Origin of the sequence: Pseudomonas asuensis (assembly GCF_014646755.1) — a bacterium.
GTDB lineage: Bacteria > Pseudomonadota > Gammaproteobacteria > Pseudomonadales > Pseudomonadaceae > Chryseomonas > Chryseomonas asuensis.
The window spans coordinates 25,237-46,523 of the sequence record NZ_BMNW01000007.1 but is presented as its reverse complement, the minus strand read 5'-3'; the positions used below and the strand labels follow the sequence as shown (position 1 = coordinate 46,523).

At 52.5% G+C, this 21,287-nt stretch carries 15 protein-coding genes and 1 tRNA gene; 6 read left to right on the top strand and 10 right to left on the bottom strand.

The features are described from left to right. Positions 1-86 precede the first annotated feature (86 nt). The 4 genes from prfH to yghX form a co-directional block, all read right to left on the bottom strand. Positions 87-701: a peptide chain release factor H gene (gene prfH, locus IEX86_RS15610; protein WP_188867069.1), complete on the bottom strand. Its 615-nt coding sequence runs from the start codon at positions 699-701 to the stop codon at positions 87-89. Then, on the bottom strand, positions 701-1,834 hold the full coding sequence (locus IEX86_RS15605; RefSeq protein WP_188867068.1) for an RNA ligase RtcB family protein: 1,134 nt from the start codon (positions 1,832-1,834) through the stop codon (positions 701-703). Before IEX86_RS15605 ends, prfH begins: the two co-directional genes overlap by 1 nt. Positions 1,835-2,078: 244 nt before the next feature. Next, positions 2,079-2,624, bottom strand: coding sequence for a peptide-methionine (S)-S-oxide reductase MsrA (gene msrA, locus IEX86_RS15600; RefSeq protein WP_188867067.1), 546 nt, complete (start codon positions 2,622-2,624; stop codon positions 2,079-2,081). 306 nt (positions 2,625-2,930) lie between these two features. Next, the gene (yghX, locus tag IEX86_RS15595) at positions 2,931-3,818 is read right to left on the bottom strand and encodes a YghX family hydrolase (RefSeq protein ID WP_188867066.1); all 888 of its coding nucleotides are present in this window, start codon (positions 3,816-3,818) and stop codon (positions 2,931-2,933) included. A 782-nt stretch (positions 3,819-4,600) separates the two neighbouring features. On the opposite strand from yghX, the gene IEX86_RS15590 reads away from it, so the two are divergent. Beyond that, on the top strand, positions 4,601-6,277 hold the full coding sequence (locus tag IEX86_RS15590) for a Na+/H+ antiporter (RefSeq protein WP_188867065.1): 1,677 nt from the start codon (positions 4,601-4,603) through the stop codon (positions 6,275-6,277). A gap of 715 nt (positions 6,278-6,992) precedes the next feature. Here IEX86_RS15590 and IEX86_RS15580 read toward each other — a convergent pair. Further along, complete coding sequence (locus tag IEX86_RS15580; RefSeq protein WP_188867063.1) at positions 6,993-7,214, bottom strand: hypothetical protein; 222 nt, start codon at positions 7,212-7,214, stop codon at positions 6,993-6,995. A gap of 762 nt (positions 7,215-7,976) precedes the next feature. On the opposite strand from IEX86_RS15580, the gene IEX86_RS15575 reads away from it, so the two are divergent. Then, positions 7,977-10,682: an EAL domain-containing protein gene (locus IEX86_RS15575; protein ID WP_188867062.1), complete on the top strand. Its 2,706-nt coding sequence runs from the start codon at positions 7,977-7,979 to the stop codon at positions 10,680-10,682. Positions 10,683-10,733: 51 nt separating this feature from the next. Here IEX86_RS15575 and fahA read toward each other — a convergent pair whose 3' ends face one another. The 4 genes from fahA to maiA all read right to left on the bottom strand — a co-directional run bounded on the left by fahA (position 10,734) and on the right by maiA (position 15,245). Then, positions 10,734-12,038, bottom strand: a complete 1,305-nt coding sequence (gene fahA, locus IEX86_RS15570) for a fumarylacetoacetase (protein ID WP_188867061.1) — start codon at positions 12,036-12,038, stop codon at positions 10,734-10,736. Next, on the bottom strand, positions 12,035-13,345 hold the full coding sequence (gene hmgA, locus IEX86_RS15565) for a homogentisate 1,2-dioxygenase (protein WP_188867060.1): 1,311 nt from the start codon (positions 13,343-13,345) through the stop codon (positions 12,035-12,037). Before hmgA ends, fahA begins: the two co-directional genes overlap by 4 nt. Before the next feature lie 61 nt (positions 13,346-13,406). Beyond that, the gene (gene hppD / locus IEX86_RS15560) at positions 13,407-14,483 is read right to left on the bottom strand and encodes a 4-hydroxyphenylpyruvate dioxygenase (protein ID WP_188867059.1); all 1,077 of its coding nucleotides are present in this window, start codon (positions 14,481-14,483) and stop codon (positions 13,407-13,409) included. A gap of 129 nt (positions 14,484-14,612) precedes the next feature. Further along, positions 14,613-15,245 carry a maleylacetoacetate isomerase gene (maiA, locus tag IEX86_RS15555; protein WP_188867058.1) on the bottom strand — a complete coding sequence of 211 codons (633 nt, stop codon included), beginning with the start codon at positions 15,243-15,245 and terminating at the stop codon, positions 14,613-14,615. Positions 15,246-15,875: 630 nt separating this feature from the next. Here maiA and IEX86_RS15550 point away from each other — a divergent pair. Next, on the top strand, positions 15,876-16,127 hold the full coding sequence (locus tag IEX86_RS15550) for a hypothetical protein (protein ID WP_188867057.1): 252 nt from the start codon (positions 15,876-15,878) through the stop codon (positions 16,125-16,127). A 21-nt stretch (positions 16,128-16,148) separates the two neighbouring features. Next, positions 16,149-18,875, top strand: coding sequence for a beta-glucosidase (locus IEX86_RS15545; protein ID WP_188867056.1), 2,727 nt, complete (start codon positions 16,149-16,151; stop codon positions 18,873-18,875). A gap of 38 nt (positions 18,876-18,913) precedes the next feature. Here the strand turns inward: IEX86_RS15545 and IEX86_RS15540 are convergent, their stop codons facing one another. Then, positions 18,914-19,354 (bottom strand): MarR family winged helix-turn-helix transcriptional regulator, encoded by a 441-nt coding sequence (locus tag IEX86_RS15540; protein WP_188867055.1) that lies wholly within the window; start codon positions 19,352-19,354, stop codon positions 18,914-18,916. A 543-nt stretch (positions 19,355-19,897) separates the two neighbouring features. Here IEX86_RS15540 and IEX86_RS15535 point away from each other — a divergent pair. Both IEX86_RS15535 and IEX86_RS15530 read left to right on the top strand, forming a co-directional pair. Beyond that, the gene (locus IEX86_RS15535; protein WP_188867054.1) at positions 19,898-20,683 is read left to right on the top strand and encodes an IclR family transcriptional regulator; all 786 of its coding nucleotides are present in this window, start codon (positions 19,898-19,900) and stop codon (positions 20,681-20,683) included. A gap of 214 nt (positions 20,684-20,897) precedes the next feature. Further along, positions 20,898-20,974 (top strand) — tRNA-Arg (locus IEX86_RS15530). The last annotated feature ends 313 nt before the right edge of the window (positions 20,975-21,287 follow it).

Sequence of the window (21,287 nt, the reverse complement as noted above, 5' to 3'; positions counted from 1 at the left end):
TCAATCAGGGTTTAATGCTTGATTTTATGGGCCGTTAAAGACGGTAATCAACAAAAGAGCGGCAGGTCTGCACCTGCCGCCAGACCTCACTCTTCAATAAAGCGCATCCCGCGAAATGTACGAATCGGATTGCCACGCTCTATCTGATGGTGGAACAAGCGACGATCCATGCGTTGGGCTGCCTGGGTATCATCGGCATGTTGGGCAAGCTTTTGCCCAATCAACGCAACCGCCAGGCGCTTGTTGGCATGTTGGCTGCGCTCGCTTTGGACTTTGACCGAGAAGCCGCTCCCTTTATGAGTGGCCCTTACGGCTGAGTCCGTCTTGTTTACATGCTGACCGCCAGGGCCCGAAGCCCGAACAAACTCAAAGCATATCTCGCCCGCCAAGGTGGGTGCCGGAGGGGCAAACACCTTGGCGCCGAAGTACCAGTTCTTCCTGCCATGCGTGGGTCGATAAGGGCTCTGGCATATCCACAGCAGGCTACCGTTCCATTGGCTGGCCAGTTGCTCGCTGCGCTCACCTTCGAGCGCAAGGAGCACTGAACTAAAGGTATCGCGATTGTGGCCAGCGGAGTCTTCCAATATCGACAGCGAGACGCCTGCTGCTTCAGCTTCAGCCTGTAAGGTTTGGAGCGCCTTGGTAACGGCCAGCTCGCATTCAGCTGGTCCCTGTGCTGATGAGAGTTGCAGTAATCGCATTAGCAGCAACCCCTGCGTTTGTAGGTCAGCACGGGTTTAAGCCGGGCTATGACCGTAATCAGAGAGGCTCCGTGCAGGGTATCAATGATGCTGTCGATGTCTTTGTAGGCTTCCGGTGCTTCTTCGTACATCAACGCCTTGTCTTCACAAATGACCCGGCTACCTAGAGTGGTGCGCTTCAGTTGGTCGAAAGAGAAGCGGTTGGATAATCGGTCACGACAATCGGTCCGAAGCCATTTTCGGCCAGCGCCATGGGCAAGGGAAAACAGGCTGATTGCCGATGGATTCGGCTTGACCAGCCAGCTATAGGCACCGCGGGAGCCCGGGATAATGACGGGCCCCTCGTCCGCCGGCGTAGCGCCCTTGCGATGGAGCCATCCTTGTGTTCCCTCAATATTGGCAGGGGATACAAGGTTATGATTGATATCCAGTGCCTGATTGCCCTCTGCGCGCAGGTTTGCCAGGAGGCGTCTTGCAATAAGCTGGCGATTGGCCTCGGCATAACGCAAGCCCTGTTGGTGCTGTGCCAGATAATCCAGCCCTTCGGGGGAGTCCGGGGCAATACCTGCATGTCCGAACGCTTCTACATGCCTACGCAGCACAGATTCGCCGTATCCTCGTGATCCGCTGTGAACGAGCAGGAGCAGGTTTTTTCGATCCAGCCCCAGCGACGCGACCAATGCTTCATCATGAACGGTGTCGATGGCCTGAAGCTCGGCAAAATGATTGCCGCCTCCAATCGTACCCAATGAGGCTTCATGGCCTGTTGTTGAAAGCGAAAAGGCATGTATCTCTTCGGCCCAGCTGTTGTCCAGCGGTCCATCGATGCTCCCCAGGCGCCGCTCAAGCTTGTCGAGGTTCAGCTTGGCTGTCTTGATATCCGTCTGCCAAAGAGCCATGCCGCAGCCAATATCATTCCCGACCAAAGCCGGATAAATAATCTTCTCAGAGAAAAAGGCTGCGCCGATAGGATAGCCGCGGCCGGGGTGAAGATCCGGCATGCCTGAGACCCGAACCATGCCGGGAAGTTTTGAAGTTGTTTCCAGTTGCTGGATCGCAGTACCTTCGATCCAGAGATTATCGGAGGCGATAAGATTGACACGCTCCGATACAGTACGAATGCAATTGCCCATAACCAATTCCTGATGGGTAAAGAAAATTCAAGGAAATGGCAGGCCGAAGCCGGGCAAAGCGCTGCGCTTAGATGCGCAGAAAAGCGTTTACGCCTGGCATGACCTGCAAAGAGAGATAGTGCGTCGCATGATCGGGCTCCTTGCAAGACAGAATGAAAAGGGAGGTAAAGAGTAGCCGCTTGATGATGAAAAATCCAGTGCGGCGAAGGGAAGGGTAGCCAAGCCACTGACTACCCTGGGCGGCTTAGCCCTCGGCTGATGCCTTGGACCGCTGAGCAAAGCTCTTGCGCAGCTTTTGCAGCTTGGGCGGAATCACCGCCATGCAGTACTGGTTAGCGCGTCCGCGTTCTTCCCAGTAATTCTGATGATAGCCCTCGGCCGGATACCACGTCCCCAATGGCTCGATAGTGGTCACGATGGGGGCGGAAAGCCCTTCCTGCGCACGTGCGATGGCAGCTTTGGCCTCGGCTTCCTGTTCAGGTGTCGCCGGGAACAGGGCGGTGCGGTATTGCGTACCCATGTCGTTGCCCTGGCGGTTGAGCTGGGTTGGGTCATGGGTTGCAAAATGAATATCCAGCAGCTCACCGTAGCTGATAACTTCAGGGTCATAACCAATACGGATGGCTTCGGCGTGCTCGGTATTACCCTCACAGACTTGTTCATAGGTGGGGTTGACTGTTTTGCCGCCGGTATAACCACTCTCGACAGAAACGACCCCGATGACATCTTTGAATACTGCCTCTACGCACCAGAAGCAGCCTCCTGCAACGGTCATGTATTCGGTCGCCATAAAATTCTCCTAAAAGCTGGTGTTGGGATGACTGGCTGATCAACCTTGTGTGAAGCACATAACAACCGGTTGGTGCTTACTTTACGCTGTTTCGATCAGCGCTTCTGTGGCCAGAGGTTTCCAATATCGTTATGAGTCAAGTGCTTGGCAAGCATCTTGTTTCCTGCAAGGCACTGCCGCTAGCTGTACTGGACACGAGCAGACCACCCCTTAAGGTGATCTGCCTAAAATGGCATGTAGCGCTTACGTATGATTGAAATGGTGCCTCGTAGCCGCTATTTCAATAGCTTAAACGGATGATGCCTGTCAGGACAGGTAGCGGCGGAACCAGTTCAGTGTTCGCTCCCAGGCCAAGTTTGCCGCAGCCTCGTCGTAGCGTGGGGTCGAGTCGTTATGAAATCCATGATTCGTGCCTGGATAAATATAGGCTTCATAGGTCTTGCCAGCCGCTTTCAGGGCGCTCTCATAGGCAGGCCAACCTTCGTTAATGCGCTCATCTCGCTCAGCGTAGTGAATGAGCAAAGGTGCCTTGATTCTGGGCACATCCTCGGCTCTGGGTTGCCTTCCATAAAACGGTACGGCTGCGCCCAGTTCGGGATAGGCTACGGCAGCAGCACTGGCTACGCCCCCGCCATAACAGAAACCGGTAATACCTACCTTGCCGGTTGTAAGCTCATGCCCCATGAGCAACTCGACTGCAGCAAAAAAGTCATTCATCAGCTTTTCCGGGTCAACGGTTTGCTGAAGCTCACGCCCTTTGTCATCGTTACCTGGATAGCCGCCTACAGAACTCAGGCCATCAGGGGCCAGCGCCACGAATCCAGCCTTTGCCAGCCGTCGTGCAACGTCTTCAATGTAAGGGTTCAGCCCACGGTTTTCATGCGCAACGACAATACCAGGGACCTTTCCCTTGGCCTGTGCAGGCCGCACAAGATAACCGCGTACGTGCCCATGTCCCTTAGGCGAAGGGTAGGAGATATACTCAGGAATGATATCCGGGTCGGTAAACTCAACCTGCTGCGCCAGGGCATAATCAGGGCTCAGTGACGCGAGGATAGTCGTGGCGGCCAACCCTCCAACCGCGAGCTTGCTGGCACGGTCGAGAAACTCTCGGCGATTGATTCGCCCATGCACGTAATAGTCGTACAGCTCAAGCAGTTCAGGCGCGAAATCTTTTGCGGTAAGACGGGCCATGCATGTTCTCCTTGTTAATCGCAGGCGGAAAAAGGTTCTGGCTCATGAGGTGGACGAACACCTCAACGGCATTGCCTTAGAGTAGTTATCGGAAAATCATCCATACGGCAATGGTTGATCGTGTTTCCAGGTGTTGTATGAAGGCGACAGTGCCTGCGAGCAGGCCTGGATGGGCGGTAGGACCAGTGGTTTATTCTGTCCTGGAAGTCGATAGACCCAAGACGGAGGTGCTCTACAGCCACCGCAGGCTTTGTGCGCTAGATGTCTGCTGACAGTGGTTAGACGTTAATCAGGGGTGGCTTAACATGCCTTGCTTTCTTACTTATCGGCAATGTGCTTAAGCTGGCTCACACCTTTTCCATCTTGTGTTTCAGCGATAGCAATATAGGTAATCGTGGTGCTGGCCAATCCACTACCCTGCCAACGCCTGATTCGCAACGCTATCCAGGCAGTATCTCCTGTCGACTAGACACGTGTTTTCTGAAATATTTGTATGCATTCTAAGAGCTTACCTTGAGGTTGAGCTCTTCGTTCTGTTCGGTTCACTTGAGGGTGATGAGGGTAAGTGCAGGACGTACAGTACTGTCTAGCCGTTATGTGTGATGTGTGTAAAAGCCTATGAGCTTTGACGTACGCAGCACCGAACATACCGCAAAAGGCCTTATAAAATAAAACCTCTCAGGCCGCGTAAGTACAATTACATTTCATTTGGCAACAACGCCTCCTCCATAGAGCCGCAAGGCTTTACGGCTCTTTATTAGCAGGGACTTTTCTAGAGATTCATGGATACGGTTTATCTTGTTCTAATCCTTTTATTTGTCGCTTCGGCTACCGGGGTTGCGGCACGCTTTCTACCATCCCTACCTATGCCGCTCGTGCAGATCGCTTTTGGTGCTTTACTCGCTTGGCCTACCAGTGGGCTTCATGTAGAGCTTCAGCCTGAGCTCTTCATGCTCCTGTTCATTGCACCCCTTCTCTTTGCTGATGCACGACGCTTTCCGCAGCGTGAGTTCATGCTGCTTCGTGGGCCTATTCTGGCACTGGCATTAGGACTCGTCTTGGTGACCGTTATCGGTGTGGGGTATGTGGTTCACTGGCTATTCCCAGGCTTGCCGCTGCCGGTCTGCTTTGCACTGACGGCCATTCTGTCGCCTACGGATGCTGTAGCGGTATCGGCTATTTCCGGTCGGCTTCCTGTGCCACCGCGGCTCATGCATATTCTTGAGGGCGAGTCGCTCATGAATGATGCGTCCGGCCTTGTGGCGTTCAAGTTTGCGGTAGCTGCTGCTTTGACCGGTGCGTTCTCGTTGTCGCAGGCAACGGTGGGTTTCCTGTTGATTTCGCTGGGTGGGCTGCTGGTTGGTGCGCTGCTGGCGTTGGCCTTTAACATTGTGCGAACCCGCCTGATCGAACGGCATCTAGGCGAGGGCTCCACAGTCCAGATCGTCTTGCTGCTCCTGTTGCTGCCGTTTGCTGCGTTTCTATTGGCCGAGCATTTTCATCTGTCCGGTATTCTTTCCGCGGTGGCGGCGGGTATGGTCATCAACCGGCTTGACCTTAAGCGTCAGGATCAAACCACGTCGCGTATCCAGACCCGCAGTGTCTGGGAAATGCTGGAGTTTGTGCTAAATGCGCTGGTGTTCTTGCTGTTGGGCTTCCAATTGCCTGAAATCATTGGAGGCGCTCTTAGCGCAACGACCCGTGCAGGGACCACACTTCCATTCATTGAGTTGCTGGGCTTTGTAGTATTGATCTCCACTGCGCTTCTGGGAATGCGATTTCTCTGGATATTCAGCGCAGTGCATTTGCCCCGGCTGCTACGCCGCAAATCGACGCGCCCTGTCTCTACACGCGTTATGCTGGCTGGGACACTGGCCGGTATTCGAGGCACGGTTACGCTGGCAGCCGCGCTGTCGCTCCCGGAGGTCTTGAATGACGGCGCACCGTTTCCTGCCCGGGAGTTACTGATCTTCCTGGCGACCGGGGTTATTCTTTTCACGTTGATTACCGGAAGCGTAGGTCTTCCTCTGGTACTGCGTCGCCTGGATCTGCCGGAAGACAGCCGTGAGTACGAAGAAGAGCGTCATGCACGCATTCGGGGAGCTGAGGCAGCTATTCGGCATATCGAGAATTATCACCAGGAAAAGGCGAACGTGCTGGCGGATCACCAGGGAGATGAGGCGATCATTGTCGCGTTCAACGAGATTACCTTGCAGCTGATGGATTACTACCACAAGCGCATGGAAATCAATAATCACGACTTGCCAACCCCGCTCCTTGAGGCACGGCGTGATCTGGAGCGAGAAACACGTCTGCAGGCACTCAAGGCGGAACGTAGCGAATATTACAAATTGCGTAGCCGCCACCACATCAATGACAGTACGCTACAAAAGCTCGTGAGGGAGCTGGACTTGATCGAAGCCGCTTTGACGGCAAGCGCAAGCAAGCAGAGCCATTAGTTCACTAACTCAGGCTCCGTTGTAACGGAGCCTGTCGCGCTCAATTATTACAAACGATCAACATCACCGTGCTCTCGCCCTGGCCTGCTCAGAAATGAAAGGCTATTTGGCATCGACAGCGCCTGTGCAATTGCGAGACTAAAGTCTCCCGATAGATTAACGCTCAATAGGATCCTGTCGAAGCAGGTAAAGCCCGCGTAGCCAAAGGCGTTTCATTCACTGCTTAGCGTCTACGTTGATGCCAGCCTCCTTTGATGAACTGACCCCCGAATGTTGGACACTACCTTCGGGTCAGTTCAAAGGGACAGAAGCTCACCCACATGACGTGATCCTGCTCAAATACTGGGGAGAGTTGTACTGCGAACGTCACGGCATCGAGCCTGAATAAGGCAGGGCGATCAGCACCCTGTTACTCGGGAGTGGCATCACGTAACCTCACATTCGCCCAATTTGTCGCTTCGGCTGGTTCTGTATCGAGATTGATCGAAATAGGTATGGGAAGGCCCAGACTCAACCCAGCGGCTAGACGGTGGTGACCGTCTATTACACCGAGCTGTCCCTGCTCTGTCGGAGCCAGCTGTACTGGTTCAAGCTGAGCGTGTTCACCTTCGTTAAATTCTTCCCGGTAAAATTCTAGGTGCTCATTAATTAGATGGGCCTGTCCTGGAGCGAAGTCCGAAAAATTCGTTCCAGCAACGCTCATTGCTCTATTGGGTTAATAATGCCCTTGGTAGTGCAGTTGGCCGCGCTCGCTGGTGTGTTGCGCGGTGAGAATCAGTTGACCATGACGCATGTTGGCTTGCGCATGACCAACTAACTGTGCGCCACGCATGTTTATCTCTTGCTGTGAAAGCGGCCGCGCGCTAGAGGAAACCGATGTGCCGGATTGAGCGTGTTGAGCAGCTGTAAGGTAGGCCTGAGTTGACGATAGGGTCATATGCTGTCCAGGCCTGTTGGGAGGCAGATGCGATGCTGCCTGTTGCGCAGCACTTGAAATATGGCCCTGATCTTGGTGTGCTGAGGCTTGTTCGGAGCCCCCAGTTGTTCGAGTAGCGGTCTCTTCGGCGGGTGCCAGGTTATTCCACCATTCCTGCTCAAATTCCATCGATAATTTGATCGACTGAGTGGTGAAACAGCAGGTGTGGTTCCGAGCTTTAAAATTTCGACGCCTGCTGACACCCTGGGCTGATACTACTCACACGTAGGCGGGAGCGTTCCCAAACAGACGTTTACGTGTAAGCGCGCAAAGAAAGATTAATGGTTAGAGGCGCGGAATAGTGTGCTGCGCGCACTGTTCTTAGGGCCGTTTTACCGGATATAACAGCGAGCAAACAGGATCAGACCGCCGTACTTGTGAAGAGCGCCTTATAGCGTCCTTTAACGTGTGCCTACTCTAGGCTGCGAGGCGTACCCAACCTTATCCCCATTTACTACTGTTGCGATAATTAAAGTGGAGCGGCTGCAATTTGTCGCCTATGTTGGACTTAAGGGTAAGTTCACGGTCATAGCCCCTGTATAGGATCCAGACGTTTCAGGACGAACGGCATAAAGCTATTACGGTGGCGGTCGATACTCTGACGTAATCCTATCTTCTATATGTACCGCCAAGTGATAACTTCACTAGCAGCATGCCGAGGCCGATGAGCTACCGCTGTTGCTGCTGACTACGAGCTTGCCGTCGGATGAGAGTAATTGGCTCATGAGTGATTTGTATACCAACGACCTGATGGCTGAGGCTGAGCGAGTTGCTGTCCTGAAGGCGCTTGGAATACTCGATACAGAGGCCGAAGCCGTATTCGACCAGGTAACGCAGTTACTCTCCGATGCGCTTGACCTCCCCATTACGCTTGTTTCGCTGGTAGATACCGAGCGGTTATGGTTCAAATCCAAGCTGGGCGTTTCCATTAACGAAATGCCTCGTGAGAAAGCGTTCTGCTCCTACGCCATTCAGCGGCGGGGCCCCCTTGTCGTGAACGATGCGCTAGAAGATCCTCGCTTTGCCCATAATCCGTTAGTCATTGGCGAGCCCTATATTCGCTTTTATGCCGGGGTGCCGGTCAATAGCGTCAATGGACATCCTCTGGGTACGCTCTGTGCAATTGATACTTACCCAAGAGTATTGACGGACCAGCAGCTAAAAACCCTTGAGGCGCTGGCAAGTGTTATCAGTCGTGAAATTCAACGCCGTGAGACAGCGGTCCAGACATGGCAGCAATTGCAACAGTCAACCGCTCAGCTCAAGGCCAGCGAAGCCAGATTTCGAGCGATCTTCGAGCAAGCAGGCGTAGGAATCTCATTAGTAACGCCGGCAGGGCAATGGCTCGACATCAACGAGACATTTTGCGCCATGCTGGGATTCGAGCGCGATGAGGTGTTGAGCATGCGCTTTGCCGAGCTTAGCCATGCCGATGATAGGGTCGCAGACCTTGAGCTGTTGAGGCAACTGAGTAACGGGCAGATCGACCGGTATGAGATCGAGAAGCGCTACCGCCATAAGTGTGGGGACTATCGTTGGGTACGGCTGACCTGTACCAAGCATATCAATGAGCAAGGCGAGCTGGATTACTTCGTTCGTGTGGGGCAGGATATTCAGGCCCGCAAGGAAGCTGAGTTATCACTGGCGGCTCTGCACCATGATTTGGAACAGCGCATCGAAGTCCGTACCAGGGACCTTCAACAAGCCAATGAACGACTGACCAACATTATCGAGCAGAAGGAGCAGTCTGAGCAGGCGCTTCGCAAGCGCGAGGCTGAGCTAAGTGCCGTGTTGGAAAATAGCAGCGACGCCTACATTAGTATGAGCGAGGCAGGCCGCGTTGTGGACTGGAACCGTAAGGCTGAAGCATTGTTTGGCTGGAGCCGCAGGGAAGCCGTCGGCCAACCCGTAGATCGACTCGTCATGACGTCATCGATAGGTGAGCACTATCAGGCCGGTTTGAGCCGTTATCTTTCAGGGGAGCTGGACTTGGGTGATGCCGCTGCACTGGAGATCATGGTTCACCACCGTAACGGTGCACGCATACCGGTGGAACTCAAGGTAACCGCCGTCGATGCCTTGGACCACAAGCTTTACAGTGCCTTTCTTCATGATATTTCCGAGCGCAGGGCCGAGCAGGAGCGTCGAGAGCGTGAGGCACTGGAGGATAGCCTGACCGGATTGCCGAACCGGCGGGCTCTCTACAAATTCCTGAAAAATCAGCTTGATGCCAAGCCTTCGCCAGCCAACCCTCTGCTATTACTTTGCCTGGACCTTGATAACTTCAAACCGGTAAACGATACGCTAGGCCATGCCGCAGGCGACCGTGTACTGATGGAAATTGCACACCGGCTAACAAGCAGCCTTGGCCGTGAGACATTTATTGCTCGAATGGGGGGAGACGAGTTCGTTATTCTTCTGCGAGGGTTGGTGGAGCGCTCCGCTATTGAGCAACTCTGTCAGCAAACACTGGATGCCATTATCGAGCCAGTACAGATTGGCGACCAGGAAGTCATCATCGGAAGCAGTATCGGTATTGTATGTGCGCCTCAAGATGGTCACAGGACCGATGAACTGCTCAGACTTGGCGATATCGCACTCTATGAAGCCAAAGCTGCCGGCCGAAACACTTGGCAGTTTTACTCCGAAGAGATGAACACTCGTATCCTGGCCAGGCGTCGGGTAGAGAGTGATTTAAAGCTGGCCCTGCAGCGTGACGAATTGCGGCTGGAGTTCCAGCCCCGCTTCGATACCGCGCAAAAGCGTATGGTGGGAGCCGAAGCCCTGGTACGTTGGGAGCACCCCAGTCGGGGTTATCTGAGCCCCTATCATTTTATCACCGTTGCAGAGGAGACCGGCCTGATTGTTTCCCTGAGCGACTGGGTGATGCGCAAAGCCTGTCTTGAGGCGCTGCAATGGGCGCCAGCCACTTTCGTTTCAGTGAACCTTTCACCTCTTGAGTTTAAGCGTAGCGATGTAGTCGCTCGGGTGATGGCTGTTCTACAGGAGACGGGGCTACCGCCTCACAAGCTGGAGCTCGAGATTACTGAAGGCGTAGTGCTCGACAATTCTAATACCGCGCGAGAAGTCATGCACCGACTCAAGGCGCTGGGTGTTCGTTTGGCCATGGATGACTTTGGAACCGGGTACTCTTCACTGAGTTACCTCCATACCTATCCATTTGATGGAATCAAGATCGACCGTAGTTTTATTGCTGGCCTGGACACCTCATCCAATGGGGAAGCGGTGATTGAGGCCATTATCGGATTGGGGCGTGCCCTGTCGCTTACTGTGACCGCTGAGGGCGTAGAAACCCAAGGGCAGATGGACGTGCTGGCTCGGTTGAAATGCAACCAGGCACAGGGTTACTACCTGGCTCGACCTATGCGAATTGAAGCTTTGAACGCATTGATGGACGCGATATTGTAAAAGACAGTGTAAAAAAGAGGGCGCCATGCAGCGCCCTTTTAATATCAGTAATTAATGCGCCGGCTGAATAATGCCGGAGCACTCGCCAAATCCAATCGAGGCATAGCCTTCTCGGTGGCAACGGGCTCGCAGGATGACTTCATCACCATCCTCTAAAAATGTTCGGGTCTCACCGTTGGGTAGCATCAGTGGTTGTTTGCCGCCTACGGTTGTTTCCAAAAGGCTGCCATAGCTGTCCGGATGTTCTCCTGACAAAGTGCCAGAGCCGAAAAGATCGCCCGGCTGCAAGCTACATCCGTTCACAGTATGGTGCGTAACCAGCTGCGCTAGCGTCCAGTACATGTTCAAAGTGCTACTCAAGGCCACTCGCTGCGCCGGTAGATTGTGTTCACGCATGGCAGTTGTGCGCAGCAGCACTTCCAGTTCCACATTTAGCGCGCCCGTTTCCTGATCGGTTGGGTCAAGTAGATAAGGTAATGGTTTGGGATCGCCGGTCGGCCTGGCAGGTTGTGCACAGCGAAACGGCTCAAGCGCTTCAGCGGTGACGACCCAGGGCGAAACGGTAGTGGCAAAGCTCTTGGATAAGAACGGTCCTAGTGGCTGGTACTCCCAGGCCTGAATATCGCGGGCCGACCAGTCATTGAGCAAGCAAAGGCCGGCAATGTGTTTCCTGGCGTTGCCTATCGAAATGGCTTCGCCTCGGGCATTGCCTTGGCCTATCCAGATACCGAGCTCCAGCTCATAGTCCAAACGTTTGCTGGGGCCAAAAGTCGGCTCGGCCTGTCCTGGCGGCAGTGTTTGTCCTTTCGGCCTTATTACCGGAGCGCCAGACACATCAATGGTCGAGGCCCGCCCGTGATAACCGATAGGGACGTATTTGTAGTTGGGCAATAAGGGGTTGTCTGGACGAAACAATTTGCCAACGTTGGTAGCGTGATGGATTCCCACGTAAAAATCGGTGTAATCACCGACCTTGGCTGGCAAGTGTAAGTGGCAGGCCGCCATGGGGCATAACAATGAATCGCCTAATGCCTGCATCCGCTCACGGTGTGGGCTGGATTCGTCTAATAGCGCCAGTAACGCTTCCCGTAATGCACGGCGCTCCGTTGCGTCCAAGGCAAAGAAGGCGTTTAGCGTACTGCCTGCGGCCTGCTCAGCGGCGTACTGTGCAGTATCGTTGAAAAGGCCCGCCCGGCAGGCGGCACCTACATCAAAAATGTAGTCACCAATCGCAACGCCACCCCGAGGCGTTTCCCCGGCAGGACTAAATATGCCATGTGGCAGGTTTTGCAAGGGAAAATCAGGATGGCCGTTAGCGGAGGTGACCCAACTCAGACGCGTATTCTCTGGATTCATAGGGGGCTCTCACGACGAAACGTCTTTTCCAGTCCGGACCAACAGGCATCGTAGTCAGCCTGTAACGTTGTGGTATCCAGAGCATGGCGGGTTGGTCGTAACACGGGTCCAGTCTCAAACATAAAGGCCATGGTGTTATCAATCTTGTGTGGTTTCAGCTCTGCATTGATGGCTTGAGTCGTCGACACGTGATCCGGCCCATGTGCACTCATGCAGCTATGCAAGGATGCGCTGCCAGGAGAGAAACCATCGGCTTTGGCATCGTAGGCACCTTGTATTAGCCCCATAAACTCATTCATGAGATTACGATGGAACCAGGGAGGACGAAATGTATTTTCAGCCACCATCCAGCGCGGCGGAAAAATCACAAAGTCGATATTGGCCATACCGTGGGTGCTGCCGGGCGAAGTCAGCACCGTAAAGATAGAGGGGTCCGGGTGATCGAAACTCACGGTGCCAATGGTATTGAAGCGGCGTAGATCGTATTTGTAAGGCACGTTATTGCCATGCCAGGCCACAACATCCAATGGGGAATGATCCAGGGTTGTCGACCAGAGCTCGCCCAGGTATTTCTGTACCAGCTCCGTTGGCTCATCGCGCTCTTCGTAATAGGCCACCGGCGCCATAAAGTCTCGGGGGTTGGCTAGGCCATTACTGCCAATAGGGCCTAGGTCAGGCAAACGAAGTGCCTGCCCATGGTTTTCGCAAACATACCCGCTAGCGACGTCTTCGATCAATTCCACGCGAAAGCGCATACCCCGGGGTACAACGGCAATTTCCAGCGGCCCAACCTGCAGGATGCCCAACTCAGTCACTAAACGCAGGCGCCCGGCTTGGGGAACGAGCAACAACTCGCCATCAGCATTAAAAAAGACCCGGCTCATTGAGGCATTAGCCGCATAGCGATACACGCTTACGCCAGCTGTCTGATCTGGCTCATGAGTGGCTGTAAGGCATTCCAACCCATCAATAAAGTCAGCCTGTCCCTGCGGTTGTGCAATCGGATTCCACCGTAGACGATTGGGCGTAATGGCTCCCAGGCCGCCATGGACCAGTTGACTGTCCAGGCGCTGATACCGGGGATGGTTGGCCGAGGGACGAATTCGGTATAACCACGTGCGCCGAGCCTCGCTTCGGGGAACGGTAAAGGCAGTGCCTGACAACAATTCGGTATAAAGTCCGTACGGGACCTTTTGAGGTGAGTTCTGCCCAACCGGCAACGCCCCTGGAAGTGCTTCGCTGGCAAATTCATTGCCAAAGCCGGATTGGTAAGGAAGGGTATCCAGGCCCTGTGTATGTATGTTCATGGCGTAACTCTCATTCGAGGCATGTCCGACAGGGCAGCCGGTGAACCGGCTGCCCACAGCCTTACTCGGTGGCTAGAACGCCACGACGGACCTGGTCGCGCTCGATCGATTCGAACAGTGCCTTGAAGTTACCTTCGCCAAAGCCACTGTCACCCTTGCGCTGGATGAATTCGAAAAACACCGGACCGAGTAATGTTTCAGAGAAAATCTGCAACAGCAGACGTCGCTCACCGCCCTCGGAGGTGCCATCCAGCAGGATGCCCCGCGAGCGAAGCTCTTCGGTAGGCTCGCCATGATTAGGTACGCGTCCTTCGAGCATTTCATAATACGTTTCGGGTGGCGCAGTCATGAAACGAGTACCGCAGGCCTTTAACTGATCCCAGGTCTTGATCAGGTCATCGGTCAGGAAAGCAACATGCTGGATCCCTTCGCCGTTGAACTTCATGAGGAACTCCTCGATCTGCCCCGACCCTTTGGACGATTCCTCATTCAGGGGAATCCGTACCATGCCGTCTGGCGCGGTCATGGCCTTGGACGTCAGACCGGTATACTCGCCCTTGATGTCGAAGTAACGGAGCTCGCGGAAGTTGAACAGCTTCTCATAGAAACCTGCCCAGTAGGCCATGCGGCCCCGATACACGTTGTGGGTCAGGTGATCGATGATCTTGAGTCCTGCACCAACCGGCTTGCGATCAACGCCATCCAGGAAAACAAAGTCGATGTCATAGATGGAACTGCCTTCTTCGAAGCGGTCGATCAGGTACAGCGGTGCGCCACCAATACCCTTGATGGCTGGCAAGCGCAGCTCCATCGGACCGGTAGGAATATCGACGGCCTGAGCACCAATCTCCAGGGCCTTGTAGTACGCCTGATGGGCGTCACGTACACGAAATGCCATGCCGCACACGGAAGGCCCATGCTCGGCCGCAAAGTAGGCCGCATGACTATTGGGTTCGCGGTTGACGATAGCATTGATCTCGCCCTGACGGTAAAGGGCAACGTCTTTGGAGCGGTGGTTCGCTACATGGGTAAAGCCAATGCTTTCCAGTACAGGCTCAATGACGTTAGGGGTGGGAGAGGCGAATTCAATAAACTCAAAACCCATCAACCCCATTGGGTTTTCAAAAAGATCGGCCATGATATGGCTCCTGTATAAACGAATGGATAGGCAAAGAAGATCATTACCTGAACCAGGGCGGTGCACAGGAAAGGCCGCGGGTACTACGGGCGAGGTGGGCGCCCATTAAAAGCGTGAAGCCGTAAATTTTCATATTGGCCGATCCACCTGAACATCCGGGTGAGCCTGTTGAAAGGCCGTATGTGCTAATGCGAGACGCTCAACCCGGGCAAGGCGTGAGAAAGGCTCCAGTGAGACGTTAAAGCGACGCGCTGCATAGAGTTGTGGGAGCAAGTACACATCAGCAAGACCTACTGTGCCAAAGCAGAAACCTTCATCACCAATCAAGGCCTCTACAGACCTCAGTCCTTCGCTGATCCAATGTGCAATCCAGGCCGATACATCTTTTTCACCGACATTTAGCTGGCGCAGTCGATTCAGCACCGACACGTTATGCAGGGGATGAATATCGCAACCGATGATGGCCGCTACGCTCCGATGCTGAGCGCGTGCCAGTACGTCTTTAGGCAGTAAAGGTGTTTCAGGATACCGCTCTTCCAGGTATTCAAGGATAGCCGGAGATTGGGGAATCAGCATGCCTTCATCAGTGCGCAGCAATGGAATGCGGCCCTGAGGGTTGAGCGCAAGATAGTCCAGGCGCCGATGCTCACCGCCGTCTTTGATCAAGTTGATGGGCACTGCCTCATAAGACAGACCTTTGTAGGCCAAGGCAATGCGCACGCGATAAGACGAGGTGGAACGGTAATAGGTAAAGAGATCCATGACTTACACCGCTGTTATTAGCGACTTCGAGAGTCTTTTTATAATGCGTAAATCAGTTACGTTTAGTGAAATTTGTAGTAAAGCTTCTGCGCTGTCAACTGTTTTCTACGCTACCCAAAATTGCCCCAGTCATTCACGGCTTGAGGGGATATGGCCGAACAGGCCGCTAAGGTTTCAAATGAGGCTAATAGGAATACAGGCGCCTTAAACTAAAACATTATCGTGAGAGAAAAGGGCTGACATCTTGGCAGGCTAATTTATCAGTGACATGAAGTGTGTACGCTTTGCAAGAAGCCCGATACTTATTAGCTACGTTAACATAGCTTTTCGAACAGGTTGCTTTGTATTAAACAATAGGTGAATTTCTTCGCCTGGGCTGTTACGTGCGAAAGCTCTCTTTAATTTTATGAATATCGAATAATTTGAGAGCTGTGTCACCGGAAGATGGGTGCTATTACTTTTTTTGTGATGAAAAACAATATCCTCCTGCCTCGATATACATCAGCTACGGCTACAGATAATCGACAAGCTATTTAAGCAAGTTCAATTTTATTTCTTCAAAAAATCACAGGATAGTTGCGCCTGCTTAAATCTTGCATGCATGAATGGTTAGAACTTAGGAGATTTGTTGTGAAGAAACAATTACTCGCAGTTACTTGTTTTATATTCCTATCACCATTGACGTCTGCATTCAGCGATGAGCCAGTAAATGCATCCAAAACAGATACTTATGCTGACTCCATTCATACCTATGAAGCAAAGCGTAATTCAATCGCTAAGCAACGTGGCGTACCGAGCTTGACTAAAGAGACGGCTATCAACACATCGCTTGTAAACGTTGAAGTCCCTAAGCAGGACTCTCCAATGGCAGAAAGCAAATAGTACAAAGTTAGGGATATGTTGATGTTTAAGGAAACCTTCAAAAAAAGTCTTCTTGTATGCTGTATTGCACAGGCGAGTTATAGCTTTGCAACTCCGGTTGTTGGCAATAAAGTTGAAGCCAAGGTTGAAAAATATCTTGGTCAGATGAGCATAAAAGATCTGATCAACTATACGCGAGCGGTCGATGGATACATGATTCCGCCTCAGCCAAAGTTGGGTCTACCCGGAAGTATCACATATGATTCCTCAATGGGTGTGCACACTACAGATCCCCTTCCCGGTACCCAATTTCCCTCGCCTTCTGCCTTGGCCGCGTCTTGGAGCATAAACAGGGCTAAGGAATACGGCCTGGCCATTGGTTATGAAACTCGAGAGCTTGGTGGGCAGCAGCTGATTGCGCCTGGCTTGAATCTCTATCGTCTTCCTTATGGGGGGCGTTCGGGGGAGTACCTAAGCGGAGAGGATCCTTTCATCGGCAGCGTATTGGGGGCCGCGGTCAGCAACGCCCTTCAGATACAAGGGGTGCAGGCGGTTGGTAAGCACCTTGTTGTCAATGACCAGGAGGCGAACCGACATTATCTTGATGTAAAGGTTGATGAACGTACGCTACGAGAACTCTATCTTCCCGGCTTTGAGTCTGCTGTGAAGAATTCCAACGTAGCCTCCATCATGTGCAGCTTCAACAAAATCAATGGTGATTATGGTTGCGAAAACCATCATCTATTGACCGGCATCCTGAAAAAGGAATGGCTTTTCAAAGGGTTCGTCATGACTGACTATGACGGCATGGAGAGTCCTATCAAGGCAGCGCTGGCAGGCACTGATCTTGAAATGCCAAACGGTAAGTTCTTCACGCAGGCTAATCTGCTTCCCTATCTGCAAAGCGGTGAGCTGAGCCGTTCTGTAATGGAAGATAAGGCACGCCGCAACTTGCGGGCCATGGTGAGTTATGGCTTCGACAAGGGCTTACCTGATGTTGACGGAATCAAAGACAAGAGCCATGGCGCTGCAGCTGCGCTCAATATGGCGCGTGAAGGTATTGTTCTGCTTAAGAACAGCAGGGTAAGTCAGGGTAAACCCCTGTTGCCTCTTGGACGTGATGCCAGAATTGCTGTCGTAGGTACGATGGCAAATAGTGTTCCGCCATCCCCGTTTGGCTCTCATTACACAATACCTACTCAATACGTTAATGAGCTGAGTGGACTAAAGGCGCTTGCTGGCGAAAACGCCCAGATAGACTTTCTGGACGCGTTGTCTTTGAATCCAGAAACTGCCGTGTGGTACCAGCCAGGCCAGAAGGGTTCGCAAGAGAGCTTTGGTCTGAAGGCAGAGTATTTCAACAATGCTGATCTTTCCGGTGAACCTGTTGTTACTCGAGTTGAGCCAGGGTTGAACTGGAACTGGTTAGCTTCGATGAACGCTACGGCTCATGGCAAGACGACTACGGACGGTTTTGAAGTACCCACAGAAGAGGGCACAGGCCCTTATCGTCAGCCTGATATAGAGCCAACGGCAGGCAACTTCTCTGCAAGATTTACGGGAATGATCAAGCCAACCATTAGCGGTGACCATGTCTTCAAGGTCCAGGCCGATGGGCCATATCGTTTATGGGTAAACAATAAGCTGATCATTGATGATAGTGGAGAGCCTGTTGCTGCTGACCTTGTTTACACCACGCCTAACTCGGGTAAGGCCGTAAATCTCAAGGCTGGTCAGGAATACTCTGTGCGTTTGGAGTACCGTCGTTTACGTACTGACTTTGTCGGCTGGAACGGTGGTTTTACCGGAGTGCGGATGAGTTGGGCTTCCCTTACGGCTCCAGATGAGCTTAAGCAATATGATGCTGTTGTAGTCGCTGCGGGCCTGAATGGCGAATACGAAGGAGAGGCTTTCGATCATCCTTTCGAGTTGCCAGAGTATCAGTCCGATTTAATTCAGAACCTGAGCAGGGCTAACAGAAAAACCATCGTGGTTCTTCATGGCGGTGCCGGGCATAAGATGATTCCCTGGGTTAACACAGCGGGTGCTGTTCTTGAGGCTTGGTATCCAGGCCAGCAAGGCGGGCAGGCACTTGCCGAAGTGATGTATGGTGACGTCAATCCGTCCGGTAAACTGCCAATCAGCATTGAGCGGAATATCGAAGATAACCCTGCTTATGCAAGTTATCCGGATATCATGGCGTTCCGTGGAGATGATCCCGCCACAGAAATGACCTATAGCGAAGGGCTATACATTGGCTATCGCGGCTACGACCGTAACCACATTCGTCCGCTTTATCCGTTTGGCTACGGCCTTTCATATACAAACTTCCGCTACGGGAATCTTAAGCTTTCCTCAAGCGCGATGACGCCGGGCCAGAGAATTCAGGCAAGCTTCACTGTTACCAACACTGGCAAAGTCGCGGGGTATGAAGTGGCGCAGCTTTATGTTAAGCCACTTAACTCCAAGGTAGACCGCCCTCTGAAGGAGTTAAAAGGGTTCGACAAGGTTTATTTGGAGCCTGGCCAAACCAAAGTAGTGACTATTCCACTGGATGAACGCTCATTGGCTTATTTCAATGTAAAAGCCAATACCTGGCAGGTGGACGCTGGGAGGTACATGGTCAAGGTTGGCTCCTCGTCAGAAAACCTTCCCTTGAGTCGAGCGTTAGTAACTCTTTATGACAACCAGCTAAGCACCACTACCTCTAACCCGCTACCTAAGCCTCTGCAAAAGGCTGTTCAGATAAGTAAGTCGCACGCTTACTAACGGATAGCGTTCAAAACGGCAGCACTAGTGCTGCCGTTTCAAGACTTGGCATTGCAATCAGCTTCTGTATAGGCATAAAGCTTCTCCAGCAGCGTACCTGTTGCAAGCAGCTGGTTCTGCTCATCTGGCGTAAGACGTGTTTTGATAGCTTGCCGCAGCCAGTCTGTCTGAAGTTTCTGGCACTGTTTTAATATTCTCAGCCCTTGAAGTGACAGTTCAACAAGTGTTTTGCGCCGATCAGGCAAGGCTTGCCTACGCACTATAAAGCCCTTGGCTTCCAAATCACTTAACAACTCAGCCAAATTGGAAGAGCGAAGACTTACATGAGCAGCTATTGCAGAGGGAGTCGCCTCCTTGCCAAGCTGCTCAACTGCGCTCATAACCAGCATTTCATTCAAGCTTAATTGACCTACTTGAGCCCCTCTTTTTAAGCGGCGGCCGATCAACGTCAATAGTGCACCGTAGTTAGCTATTTTCAAGGTCGTCTCTTTACGTACTTGCTGAATATTCTAGGCTCTGTACGAAAAACATCTGCGCCTGGTGATGCGTCGTTAAAAATCGACTCGGAATGCTCATTTGCAACACGTAAACTCCGCTTCCTTACCGATTTTTTGCCTCGTCTGACCTTCGCTCGAAGACTTTTCGTACAGAGCCTGGGTAGAAAGAGCCAAAACTGTCCTATTGCCTTAGAAGGATTGAAAGGTGGAGGGCAATTAAGCCTGCATTTCAGCCGTTCACTGACTCCCTTGAAGCTGTTGGAAGGCAGGCTTGTTGCGGCTGTAGAATGTCTTTGCGCCTAGCTACCCTTTCTTGGCAGTTTCTACCACGTTAAGCCCAGCGGGCCTTTCACTTATCTATTGAAATCTTCGTTTCAGCCAGCCTGAGTCATGTTTCAGTCTTGTGCAATTCATTAAGCCACTGGCCTACCGCTTACTGTAGCGTAATGACATCACTTACATGCGAATTGAATCTTGAAGGCCGTCACGCTATAACACGGCCTCTTCACAATAGCGGTTGTAGACATGGCAAACGAAGCGAAGGCTTCTGAATCGCCCCGGCGGCAGAAGGTTCAGTCGGCTGAGGTTGGCACCGATATCCTCAAGGGCTTGGCTGATCTGGCGCCTGCAACGTCATTGTCCAAACTTGCAGAACATTTAGGGATGCCCGCCAGCAAGGTGCATCGTTATCTGCAAGCGCTAATCGCTAGTGGGTTTGCGGAGCAGGATGAGACTACCAATCATTATGGCTTGGGACCGGCAGCGTTATACGTTGGCATGGCGGCTCTAGGGCGACTGGACGTAGTAAAGGCCAGCATCCCCCGACTGGCTGCCTTGCGCGATGCAGTCAATGAAACGTGTTTTTTAGCCGTATGGGGGAACCATGGCCCGGCAGTGGTACATGTGGAGCAGGCCATACGTGCGGTGACATTGGTAACCCAGGTCGGTTCTGTGCTGCCATTATTAGGCTCATCAACAGGGCTGGTCTTTAATGCTTTTTTGCCAGAGAGTGAAACGGCTGCATTAAGAACGCAGGCACTACGGCAGGCCGGTTCGCCTACTCAGCAAATGCTTGCTGATGCCATGGCCTCTATCCGAGCTCATCATATTCACTCGATCCACGGCCTGCTCATGGAAGGTGTAAACGCGCTCTCGGCACCGGTTTTTGCAGTGGGGGATCGGCTTATGGGCGTGTTGACCATCGTAGGTGCGGCGCAGAGCTTCTCTGCTGAACCGGATAGTCCGGCTGCACGAATGCTATTGGAGACGGTTGAGGCAATTAGTCAGCGAATGGGGGGAAGTTTTAAATAATTGCCCTTGCGTAGGGTTGCCAGCGGACCGGGGCTATCCATGTCCAACCGCGTATAACAGGATATACGAGCGTTTCTCCGGCTTGACTAGCAGGTTGAGAAGGGACAATTGGCTTAGCCTGAATCCCTTTATCAAGGCTAATTTCTATCTAGCTGATTTTATTGGAAAAACTGCTTTACAACCTCAGAAATATCTCTATACTGGCACCCATAGCGCGCTCGTAGCTCAGCTGGATAGAGTACTCGGCTACGAACCGAGCGGTCAGAGGTTCGAATCCTCTCGAGCGCGCCATATCCTAAAAGGGCTTGTAGAAATACAAGCCCTTTTTTCATGCCCGTGAAAAAAAGCTCAAATCAATTATTGCCCCAGCGATGTAAGTGCAACGATCTAGGCGGAGCGATGGTTGGCGCGACAGCGATAATACCGAAAGCTGTAATGTTCCCATTTCATAGCTTATCTGCACTGATCGACTTATCCGGTCTACCTAATCACTAACGGATATTGAAGGCTAAAGGCACGGAATAGGGTGGCCAGGCAGCCACTGGTCTGGGTGATACCGCCACGTTAAGCCAGCACTGATGAAATGAGGTCTGGTTTGAAGTAA

Excerpts from the sequence above, each read along its gene's own strand:
- hmgA (WP_188867060.1), bottom strand. The coding sequence starts at position 13,345 with ATGAACATACATACACAGGGCCTGGATACCCTTCCTTACCAATCCGGC.
- IEX86_RS15590 (WP_188867065.1), top strand. The coding sequence starts at position 4,601 with ATGGATACGGTTTATCTTGTTCTAATCCTTTTATTTGTCGCTTCGGCT.
- IEX86_RS15575 (WP_188867062.1), top strand. The coding sequence starts at position 7,977 with ATGAGTGATTTGTATACCAACGACCTGATGGCTGAGGCTGAGCGAGTT.
- maiA (WP_188867058.1), bottom strand. The coding sequence starts at position 15,245 with ATGGATCTCTTTACCTATTACCGTTCCACCTCGTCTTATCGCGTGCGC.
- yghX (WP_188867066.1), bottom strand. The coding sequence starts at position 3,818 with ATGGCCCGTCTTACCGCAAAAGATTTCGCGCCTGAACTGCTTGAGCTG.
- IEX86_RS15535 (WP_188867054.1), top strand. The coding sequence starts at position 19,898 with ATGGCAAACGAAGCGAAGGCTTCTGAATCGCCCCGGCGGCAGAAGGTT.
- IEX86_RS15580 (WP_188867063.1), bottom strand. The coding sequence starts at position 7,214 with ATGACCCTATCGTCAACTCAGGCCTACCTTACAGCTGCTCAACACGCT.
- fahA (WP_188867061.1), bottom strand. The coding sequence starts at position 12,038 with ATGAATCCAGAGAATACGCGTCTGAGTTGGGTCACCTCCGCTAACGGC.
- msrA (WP_188867067.1), bottom strand. The coding sequence starts at position 2,624 with ATGGCGACCGAATACATGACCGTTGCAGGAGGCTGCTTCTGGTGCGTA.
- hppD (WP_188867059.1), bottom strand. The coding sequence starts at position 14,483 with ATGGCCGATCTTTTTGAAAACCCAATGGGGTTGATGGGTTTTGAGTTT.
- prfH (WP_188867069.1), bottom strand. The coding sequence starts at position 701 with ATGCGATTACTGCAACTCTCATCAGCACAGGGACCAGCTGAATGCGAG.
- IEX86_RS15605 (WP_188867068.1), bottom strand. The coding sequence starts at position 1,834 with ATGGGCAATTGCATTCGTACTGTATCGGAGCGTGTCAATCTTATCGCC.
- IEX86_RS15545 (WP_188867056.1), top strand. The coding sequence starts at position 16,149 with ATGTTTAAGGAAACCTTCAAAAAAAGTCTTCTTGTATGCTGTATTGCA.